The 10288-nt window shown below is 27.4% G+C and carries 10 protein-coding genes; 3 read left to right on the forward strand and 7 right to left on the reverse strand.

Features of this window, described 5'->3' with window-relative positions:
• Positions 1-15: 15 nt before the first annotated feature.
• The 3 genes from H8S10_RS14110 (at position 16) to H8S10_RS14120 (ending at position 1692) form a co-directional block, all read left to right on the forward strand.
• Positions 16-174, forward strand: coding sequence for a TipAS antibiotic-recognition domain-containing protein (locus tag H8S10_RS14110; protein ID WP_341379515.1), 159 nt, complete (start codon positions 16-18; stop codon positions 172-174).
• A gap of 212 nt (positions 175-386) precedes the next feature.
• Positions 387-851 (forward strand): GNAT family N-acetyltransferase, encoded by a 465-nt coding sequence (locus tag H8S10_RS14115; protein WP_186839297.1) that lies wholly within the window; start codon positions 387-389, stop codon positions 849-851.
• Between the two features lie 154 nt (positions 852-1005).
• Positions 1006-1692 carry a cadmium resistance transporter gene (locus tag H8S10_RS14120; protein WP_186839298.1) on the forward strand — a complete coding sequence of 229 codons (687 nt, stop codon included), beginning with the start codon at positions 1006-1008 and terminating at the stop codon, positions 1690-1692.
• Between the two features lie 168 nt (positions 1693-1860).
• Here H8S10_RS14120 and H8S10_RS14125 read toward each other — a convergent pair whose 3' ends face one another.
• The 7 genes from H8S10_RS14125 to H8S10_RS14155 form a co-directional block, all read right to left on the reverse strand.
• A complete protein-coding gene (locus H8S10_RS14125; RefSeq protein WP_186839299.1) occupies positions 1861-4680 on the reverse strand; it encodes a DEAD/DEAH box helicase in 2820 nt (939 codons plus the stop codon).
• 45 nt (positions 4681-4725) lie between these two features.
• The gene (locus tag H8S10_RS14130) at positions 4726-5484 is read right to left on the reverse strand and encodes an EFR1 family ferrodoxin (RefSeq protein ID WP_186839300.1); all 759 of its coding nucleotides are present in this window, start codon (positions 5482-5484) and stop codon (positions 4726-4728) included.
• Between the two features lie 492 nt (positions 5485-5976).
• Entirely contained in the window at positions 5977-6459 is a 483-nt protein-coding gene (locus tag H8S10_RS14135; protein ID WP_186839301.1) for a hypothetical protein, read from the reverse strand.
• Between the two features lie 102 nt (positions 6460-6561).
• Complete coding sequence (locus tag H8S10_RS14140; RefSeq protein WP_186839302.1) at positions 6562-6759, reverse strand: hypothetical protein; 198 nt, start codon at positions 6757-6759, stop codon at positions 6562-6564.
• A gap of 107 nt (positions 6760-6866) precedes the next feature.
• Positions 6867-7316 (reverse strand): hypothetical protein, encoded by a 450-nt coding sequence (locus H8S10_RS14145; RefSeq protein WP_186839303.1) that lies wholly within the window; start codon positions 7314-7316, stop codon positions 6867-6869.
• A gap of 382 nt (positions 7317-7698) precedes the next feature.
• The gene (locus tag H8S10_RS14150) at positions 7699-8625 is read right to left on the reverse strand and encodes a M20/M25/M40 family metallo-hydrolase (protein ID WP_186839304.1); all 927 of its coding nucleotides are present in this window, start codon (positions 8623-8625) and stop codon (positions 7699-7701) included.
• Between the two features lie 233 nt (positions 8626-8858).
• Positions 8859-10142 carry a DUF2812 domain-containing protein gene (locus tag H8S10_RS14155; protein WP_186839305.1) on the reverse strand — a complete coding sequence of 428 codons (1284 nt, stop codon included), beginning with the start codon at positions 10140-10142 and terminating at the stop codon, positions 8859-8861.
• Positions 10143-10288: the final 146 nt, after the last annotated feature.

Below are 10288 nucleotides of genomic sequence, written 5' to 3' on the forward strand. Positions count from 1 at the left end.
GAAGCTCAAGCTCTTGTGGAAAAATGGCAATGTTACATTACCGCTAATTTTTATAATTGTACAAAAGAGATATTATCTTATCTTGGACTGATGTATATCGGTGATGAACGCTTTACCCAAAATATTGACCAAAACGGAGAAGGTACTGCTGCATTTATTTGCTACGGCGATTGAGATTTATTGCAGAAAATTAGCATAACTCGAAACAGAAATAAATTACAATTTCTAGTGAATATCAGGAGAACAATCTAATATTATTGTGAACTAAATGACCTTTGAAAATTAAATAATACCGTAATTTATAATTAATATATAAATTACGGTATACTTGCTATATAATTGTATTAAATTATTAGTGAAATATGAATTTGCAAAGGGGATTAGGAATGCTTATAAGAAGGTATGAAACATCAGATTGCAAAGAGTTAACGGAACTGTTTTACAATACAGTACATTCTATTAATGCAAATGATTATACAGAAGAACAGTTAAATGTATGGGCAACAGGGTCTATCGATTTAGAGAAATGGAATCAATCTTTAATGGCACATTTTTCAGTTGTTGCAGTTGAAGATGGAATTATAGTTGGTTTTGGTGATATAGATAAAACAGGATATCTAGATAGATTATACGTTCATAAGGACTATCAACATCAAGGAATTGCTACTGCAATTTGTGATAAATTAGAAAGTATTTTTGATGTTGAAAAAATAACTACATATGCTTCAATTACAGCAAAACCATTTTTTGAAAAGCGAGGATACAAGGTTATTAAAAAACAGACCGTAGAAAGAAATGGGGTTTTGTTACAAAATTACGTTATGGAGAAATCTACAAATTTTAATTTATAGTGAAATTTAGAATATCAATATATAATTTATAGTGAAATTTAGAATATGAATATGATATTATTGCGAAGTAATTAGTAAAGACCTTCTTTTAAAGTTGAATAATACGTTGTCTAATGAATATGTTATATTATGAGTTATTATAAGGTGGGATACGATGTTTGGAACAATACTAACAGCATTAACTTCATTTGTAGCCACAAATATTGATGATATTTTTGTACTTATGCTATTTTTCTCACAAATAAATGATACTATAAAGGTACGTCATATAATTATTGGACAGTACTTAGGAATAAGTGCTTTAATAGCAATAAGCATTATAGTAGCTTTAGGTATATCCATAATTCTAAATGAATATATAGGTTTGCTTGGACTAGTGCCAATATATTTAGGAATAAATGAATATATTAAATATAAAAAAGAGAGAAAAGATATAGAAAGTACAGAAGATCAAGAAAATAGAATTAGTAAAAATAATAACTTAGAGAAAACAACAGAAAATGATGATAATAGTATAACAAAAGTTATAAAAAGCTTGATTAACCCCAGTGTTTTTAAAGTAGCTAGTGTGACTTTAGCTAATGGCGGAGATAATATAGGGATTTATATACCACTTTTTACAAGTATGAATTCAATGGATATTTTTATAACAGTTATAATATTTATTATTCTTATAGCATTATGGTGCTATATTGGTAAAAGTTTCTCTGAATACCCCTTTATTCAAAGAAACATTGAAAAATATAAACATATAATTATTCCAATAATATTTATAGGATTAGGGATATTCATAATAATAAAATCTGGTACAATACCACTAATATATAAGAAGATATTCTAATATATAAAAAAATATAAAATTAGTTTTATAAAAATACCGCATTATTCAATAGTAAATATGCGGTATTTTTTAGTGCATAATTCAAAAATATTGCTATTTAAAAGGATGTCCCTATTGGACATCCTTTATGTTATACCTTTTTATACATTATTTTAAAATAAAACTAATTTAATAATATCCTCTTCTGCTTCTTCTCGTTCTAAAGTCTGGTTTTCTTCTTTCTCTAAATCTAAAATTAAATCTTTCGCCTTTAAGCTCCATCATTTTTTCCTTACAGAATCTACATCTATCACTTGGATAATCCCATGATAGCTTTTTACCACAGTCCTTGCACACTCTTTCATGGTCAAGAAGATTAGTTAAAAGCAGCTCATTTATTTTATTTGCTGTATTTTCTTTTTCACTTGAAATATATCTATTATTTATCATCATATTAAAGTTTTTTCCAAAGGAATAGTTTAATTCTAATGATTTATAGTAGCTTTCAAGCTCATCAAGCTCTTTCTTTGTATTTACAATGTTTTTAAGTCTTGGCTTCTTTAAGTTTACTGCACCTTCACTATACATAATACAATACTCTTCCCATAATGCCATTACTGTCTTATTATTTTCTTCAAAAGGAATTGTTGCCATCTTTAACATATCACTTTTAGATGCTTTTATATTAAGAGCTTTTAATCTATTTAAAAGATAAATTATAGTTGTAACATCTGCTTTCTTATAATATCCTTTAATTTTTGCTAAGCTCCATGTCTTTAATGCATCTACAATATCTATATCTAGTTCTAAAAGTGAATCAGGAATTCCTATATAGCATTTATCTATTTTCTTTGTTTCTGCTGTTAAGGCATTCTTTATTAAGTTACTGTCTGTAGCTGCTGTAACATAGCCTTTATCGTAAATTCCTTTACGGCCTGCTCTTCCTGCTATCTGCTTTATCTCAGGAACACTAAGCTTTCTTAAAGATATACCATCAAATTTTCTAGTTTCTAAAAAGACAATACGTTTTATAGGAAGATTTACTCCCATTCCAATGGCATCTGTACAAACTATTACTTCTGTCTCCCCACTTAAGAATCTTTCAAACTGCTTCTTTCTTGTGGAGTATGGCAGTGAGCCGTAAATTATGCTTGTTTTTATATTATTATTAAGGAGCTGTGCTGAAACTGCTAAAGCTTTCTTTTTACCAAAGACAACTAAAGCATCTCCTTTTTTAACATCTTTATTTAAGTCAAATTTCTTATCTTCAAATATAAGCTCTGTATCTCTTTTATGCTCTATAATTTCATAAGTATCTTTACAATCTTTTATAAGTTTTATTATTATATCCTTAGCTTCTGGAGCCATACATATATGAATTTCTGGAGCTAATACACCAATTATTGCTCTAGTCCATGCCCATCCTCTTTGCTTGTCAGCTATCATCTGAGCTTCATCTATAACACATATATCATAATGCGTTTCAATCTGTAGCTTTTCTATTGTAGAAGAAATATGTGATGCATATGAAATAATATCCTCTTCTTCTCCAGTTAATAATGAACAGGCTATATTTTCACCTCTTAGCTTATCTTGAACTTCTAATGCTAATAATCTAAGTGGTGCTAAATATACACCTGATTCTGCATCCATAAGCTTTTGTATACTTGCATATGTCTTACCTGTATTAGTTTCACCAACATGAAGATAGAAGTGTCTTTTCATTCTTCTTGCTTCTTCATATTCATCGATTGGACTGTCTAATATTATCTCTTCAATCTCATCTTTAACTTTGTTTTTAATATAGATATTTTCAGATGTCCATATTAACCCCTTAGTACATATCCAAGGGATACATTCTTCAAAGTCCTCCATATCATCAATAGATGGAGCTTTAGGATTTTCCTCTAAATACTTCTCATAAATAATATTTTCAACTACTGCAACTCTTCTTATAAGCTTGTTAATATCATCTTCTTTAGCTATAAGAGCTTTATTAAAGCCTTTTAGATTAACACTTTTATAGTATCCGAAAATCATCTCTCTAGCATTTTCTAAAAACAGCTTCATATGGTCATCTGTCTTATAAATATTTATGCTATTAAGATTATTTAGCTTGCTATCAATAGAGTTAACAACCTTAACTTTAAGCCTGTTTATCCCCTTTGAATCTTTCGCAGCTTCTTTGCAGTTTTCTATCATAAGCTTAGCTAAGGTTTCTTCATTGTAGCTATTTTCTTCCTTTACAATTTCTGTAGAGTATTCATTATGGATTTCTAATAGCTTGCATCCTTCATTATAAACATCTAACAATAGTTTATCTTCTAATGAAATCACCTTGGCTGAAATATGACTTCCCCATCTAGACTTATATGCATTGCCTATTTCAGTTTTAATCTGCTCTTCTAATCTTACCCTTTTATTATCATCTAGTTCCTGTAAGTCTATATCATAATAAACTTTTCCGTCTCTAGTTCTCTTGTACCACCTTACGCTATTAAAAAGATATTCTGTATTATATCTTTTCTTAAAGCTTTTATATAATTCACCTTTTTTCAGCTCCATAGTTTTTTCTACTTTTTCATATAAAACAGCAGCAATATCCTTTGGAACATACTTATATACTATTTCAGAAATGGTAGCGTTCTTCTTTGGTATATACTTTGATACACCTTTATTAACCTTTTGAACATTTTTAAATTTATCTTTAGACTCATCAGAAAACTCAATTTCTTCTAAAGCTTCAACGTAAGAACCTTCCCAAGATAATTCATATAAAAAGTCCTTTACATACATGTAATCATATATATTAAAAGGTCCATTATCTTTTAAAGTAACTTTAGACTCTGGATTGTACTTATCAAAACTAGAATCATCAATCTTAACTCTATGAGTTGTTCTTATGTAATTTACAATCTCTTTAATCATTTCAATAGTAAATTCAGAATCTATATACTTAGCTATTTCATTTTTTACTTCTTTTCTTAAACTACATTTACTTGAACCCATATCATCACTTCCTTTGCATTTTTCTCTTTAGTATTATATTTAAAACTATTTCTCATTATATTCTGGACAAAGATATCTGCCATTATTTTCACTTTTCCCTTTTATATTTATGGCTTCTTTTGGACAGTGATGAATACATGAATAACAGTTAATACATTTATCTCCAAACTTAGGTTTACCATCTCTTATTTTAACATTATTAACTGGACAACATTTTTCACATTTTCCACATGTAATACATCTATCTGAAACTACAAAATTTTTGCTGCTAACCATAAATTTATTAAAGGCACCATTTACAGCTGAAGATAAAACCCAAGAAAAAGGTGTTTTATCGTCTTTTTCAATATTTTCATCATTTTTAATTTTTTCTGCAAGCTTTTCAATAACAGGATTTGCTGCATTTAAAATTTCATTTACTTTATCTTTATCTGGCATAGCCTTAGAAATAACATAATTTCCAGGCATCTTAACTCCATAGAATCCTTTAAAAATTAGTCCTTTTTTATCACATATCTTCTTGCAATATTTATAACAGTTTCCTGATTGTGATTCCATTGTTCCAATAAAGTATATCTCATTATTTCCAATAAACTCTGCCTTACTTATTAAATCTTCAATTATAGCTGGAAATCTCCAAGCATAAATTGGAGCTACAATTATAAATGGCTTATCTGATCTAAATGTCTTTGCCATTGTATATTTTATTACATTATTAAGAGATACAACCTCATCATTTATTTTATTTGCTATAGCTTTAGCTACGTATTTACTATTTCCTGTACCGGTAAAAAATAAAATCAAATAATATTCCTCCTATAAAACTAATCTTATACTTAATAAAAGATTTTTTTCATTTATATATATTTAACATAAAAACTCATTTAAAATCTTTACTTTTCATTATAGTAATTTTATATTCTAAAAACTACACTTTTTAAGAATATTTCTCTGAAAAACTTTAATTACAAAAATAATACACTTACTATGTTTACAACATCTTCAGTTTTGAAGTAAAAAAAGTTTTTCACATTGAAAATCGCAAGCATTTTCACAAGCCAATCCAGAATAAAATAATAAAGCAAAGTCGGCAGTATTGAAATACCTCTCTATAGTAACAGTTTTTTATTATTTTAACTGTCTAATATAAAGGAAACATATCATATCTGCCGACTTTTTAGTCTCTATAACTTTAAAATGTTTCACTTATAAAAAGAATATAAGTGTCAAATCTATATTTTTAAGCTAGTTTATATCTTAAAATTTATTACTCTAATATTAAATTAAGATTTATCTCTATTCCTTTGAATCTATGTATATAGGTAATTTAAATGGTTCATGCCATTGAATAATATCTATATCATCTAAATTATTTAGCTTTTTTACTTGTTCATAGTACCAATCTTTATCCATTCTATAGTGTTTACTATAGCTTTCATCTGCTAAACTGTAAAAAGTATCTTTAACTTCAACTATTACTTCCTGTATTTCACTTAATTCCCATACGGAATTTTCTCTATTTTCAATAATAAAATTCTCTGAATTGATAATTGAATTTTTTTCTACAAATTCTTCTTTAGGAATAATATTTTTCTCATTTTCTCTTATATACCAAATTCCATTATCCTCATTAATGTATCTACTAGTATTATCATCATAAATATACCCTACTAAAGATTCATCAATAATACTTTTTATATCATTATCATTTATTTTATCAGTACACGCTATAAGAGTTATTAAAAATATTATACTTAAAAGCATTTTTAATATCTTCATCAAATCCCCTCCTTAAAACTTATTTATCTGTTCTCATACGATAAGTTCTTCTTTATACTTACAGAGTAATCCAATCCCAAACTAATTCTCATAAATTTAATATTATTCGTTATTATGTTTAAGCTCTCTTATCTCATCAATGATAGAATATGTACACAGTATCATAGTAAAAACAATTATTGTAGCAACTACAATCCCTATTTCTTGGTAAGCCCCTAACATTTCAAATAAAGTAACAAATATAACAACAATAACCACTGATAATATACCTGCTTTTATCCAATTTTTTTCATTTCTCATAATCTCTCTCCTCATATCTGCTTAATCTTTAATAATACGTTATTACACTAAGATTTCACATTAGTTTTTTCTGTTATTTTTCTATTAATTGAATATATAAAATAATATTATTGTTTTATACTATAAGTACCTTGATTATTTTCAATTGTAATTTCATTAGTTGCAATAATCTTAGATGTTTCTTTATCTTCTATTTGCAATTCAACTTTAAATTCTATAACTGTTCCCTCAACCCAAGAAACTTCTGCAAATAAACCAAGTTCAACTGGTTCACCTGAATTAATTATTTCCTTTTGAGGACCCTTCTCTGGAACAATAAACCCTTCAACATCATCATCACTTTTCAGTATCCAATGATATTGGATTTCCTTATCATATTCTCCTATAACTTTAGGTTTTAATGTTATTGGCATCCCCTTATAAGAATTAGCATCATTAGTATCAATTATTTCAACACTTAAACTATCTTTGTGTGTATTATCTTCTGTTTTTATTTGACAACCTACTAACCCAATTAGCAATATACTTAAAATTATTGACCATATAACTTTCTTCATAAAAGCCTCCTTATTTCATTTAATAAGCAATATAATACAGTTCTTCGTTAATTGCACACTATTATATTAACATAATTTACTAATTTATTCTAAAGCTTCTTTTTTGTTATAATTTTTAAGTTAAAATTGCAAGATACTTTACCACTTTAATAAAATTATTATCAGTTCAATTATGCTTACGATTTTATATAAAAATTTAATAAAAAACTACTCTAAATTAACTTAAATAATCAATTTAGAGTAGTGTGAATTTTAACGTGATTTTAGTTGCGATTTTAAGTTTTTCATCCTAAACCCGAACCTGTTGACTATGTTTAGTTCATTTTTTATACTAATAAATATCTTTTAAAATAATCTTTAAATCATTAACTTCTTATAGTAACTATCCAATTATATATTGTAGTAATAGTTGATACATATTATTTAAAGAATCAATATGAGTTCTTTCATATCCGTGGCTACCGCTTGTCCCTGGTCCTAATGCCGCATGTCTTACATTGTTACCAGCAGTTATAGCAAAATCTGAATCTGTTCCATATCTTGGTGTAAATACATCAATTTCGTAATCTACACCAATTTTTTCAGCTGCTTCCACTAGTTCTGTTAACATTTCATAATGGTATGGGAATCTTGAATCCTTCGCAAACAGAGATACTTTCTTCTCACTTGATACCTGTGTTGGTGAAACTGGAGCAATATCTAATGCTATAATATCTTTAGTTCCATCAGGAAGCCATGCTCCTCCATGACCGATTTCTTCAAACATTGTAAAAAATGCTTTCACATTTCTTTTACATACAATATTATTATCTTTTATGTATTTCATAACACCAAGTAAAACTGCTATACAAGCTTTATCATCTATAAAACGGCTTGTGATATATCCATTATTCATATGGAAACCTGCATCTAAGGCTATTATATCTCCAACTCTAATTCCTAAATCAAGTACATCTTGTCTACACTTTACATCTTCATCTAATACAAATTCTACGTTTGTATTATAATTTAAAGGCGCATTATTATCAGAATCTGGTCTTACATGGGCACAAGAGTGTACTCTTCTCACACATCCTGTATAAATATGACCCTTACGAGTATGTAACCTACAGATTACCCCTGTTGCATCCTCTTCTCTTAATCCTCCTACATTAGTTACCACAAGTGCCCCATTATCTTTGATATAACGTACCATAAGACCTATGTCATCACCATGAGCCATTATCACTAAAGGATCTCCTTCTCCACCAATATCTGCAATTAATCCACCTTTATGTACTTCTTCACTTGGGATATTCAGTTCTTCCATTTCATTTACAAGATAATTCTAAATTAGACGAAAGTATCCTGTTGTGCTGTCAATCTCAAGTAATTCCTTTAATTTTTGTATTACATACTCTTCATTAAATTTAAACATTGTCCTTCCTCTCCTCCATAACTTTATTACACTATTTTCTAATTATATTAGTATTTTTATTCATTAACTCTGATTAGACATATAAATAATATTCTTTATTACCTATGTTATTATCTAACCTTTAATTAACTCTTACCCAAGAATATTTCTTCATATACTTTATTAATAAATTCTTCCTTATCATATCTATAATTTAAATTTATAAAATCAATTACCTTGTCTTCTGAAACTAGCATATAAAAATTTCTTTCCTGCAAAGTATATAATGTAACCGCTTCATTATAATTTACTTTTTCAACTGAAGAATTTCCTAAAGTATTTATCCATTTAATTCTATCCTCTAAATACTTGTCCATTATCCATTTATAATTACTTTCAAAGAAATTATAATCAAGATACCCATTACTGCCTTCATCGTAAAACCATAACTGTGATGCAAATGTTCCTTTATTTTCATTAATGTAATTCCTACCAGCGTTAACTGATTTATCATTAAAATCCTCTAAAGTTAAATTTAATTCCTTATTGAGATTATAATTATTATTATAATTTGTATCTTTATGAATATAATTTCTTCCTATTAAGATTGATATTAATAAGACCAATCCAATAATATTAAAAATATCAATTCTCCTTTTCTTTGAAACACTGCCTGAGTTTTTTCCTACTAAATTAATTATTATTAATATTACTAATAAAAACATTGCAACTCCAATTATTTCATTAATACTATTATCTGGAGTTAAAATCCCTAAATAAATTAAAGCAGTAATTCCGCTTACTATTACCACAGTATTAATTACTATTCTAATTTTAGATAACCAATGTATCTTATAAGAAACCTCCTCATTTCTCCTAAGTGATTTCTTCCCTCTAATGTACCAGGTAACAAAGCTTGTAATATGCGTTAATTGATATACTATTATCATTGTAGTGATAATTAACATTATAATTTTATCATCATTGACAATTACATTGACAAATTCATCTGATAATGTAGTAACTGCTAGTAAAAATACAGTTATCAAAGTCATTGAAATATTTTTTAATGACAATTTAGCTATATCTTTAAATTTTTCTTTTTGATTTATTTCTTCATGAACTTCTTCAACACCATCTTCCCTAGAATAAATGTCTATTTCATTGTATCTATAAATCAAATTCCACCCTAATTTATTAGTCCCTCCATTTTTTATTGTGTCTTCAATATTTCTTATTTTATTAGTATCATTTATATCTACCCAATATCTTATTTGAGTTGGATCTATTTTTACAAAGCTTAAAAACTCTCCTTGTATATCCTCAAACTTCCATCCCTTTAAAGCCATCTTCTCTAAATATAACTCTAAACTTCTATACTCATATGGAACAATCTTAAATAATACCTTTTTTATATTTCCTATTACCAAACCTCTCACCCCTTTTTATACCAAATATAGGGTTAATCATATTTCTTAACCCTTATATATCAAGGCCTTTATGGCCAAGATTTTTTATATCACTCAAATTTTTCAGTATCATTTTTGCTCCTTTGGATAAAACTAATAGCATATAC

This window comes from Clostridium sp. NSJ-49, assembly GCF_014287725.1.
Lineage (GTDB): Bacteria > Bacillota > Clostridia > Clostridiales > Clostridiaceae > Clostridium > Clostridium disporicum_B.

What these genes read in the sequence shown, in the direction of transcription:
- H8S10_RS14115 (WP_186839297.1), top strand. Translation starts at nt 387, where the DNA reads ATGCTTATAAGAAGGTATGAAACATCAGATTGCAAAGAGTTAACGGAA.
- H8S10_RS14150 (WP_186839304.1), bottom strand. Translation starts at nt 8,625, where the DNA reads ATGGAAGAACTGAATATCCCAAGTGAAGAAGTACATAAAGGTGGATTA.
- H8S10_RS14140 (WP_186839302.1), bottom strand. Translation starts at nt 6,759, where the DNA reads ATGAGAAATGAAAAAAATTGGATAAAAGCAGGTATATTATCAGTGGTT.
- H8S10_RS14125 (WP_186839299.1), bottom strand. Translation starts at nt 4,680, where the DNA reads ATGGGTTCAAGTAAATGTAGTTTAAGAAAAGAAGTAAAAAATGAAATA.
- H8S10_RS14145 (WP_186839303.1), bottom strand. Translation starts at nt 7,316, where the DNA reads ATGAAGAAAGTTATATGGTCAATAATTTTAAGTATATTGCTAATTGGG.
- H8S10_RS14120 (WP_186839298.1), top strand. Translation starts at nt 1,006, where the DNA reads ATGTTTGGAACAATACTAACAGCATTAACTTCATTTGTAGCCACAAAT.
- H8S10_RS14135 (WP_186839301.1), bottom strand. Translation starts at nt 6,459, where the DNA reads ATGAAGATATTAAAAATGCTTTTAAGTATAATATTTTTAATAACTCTT.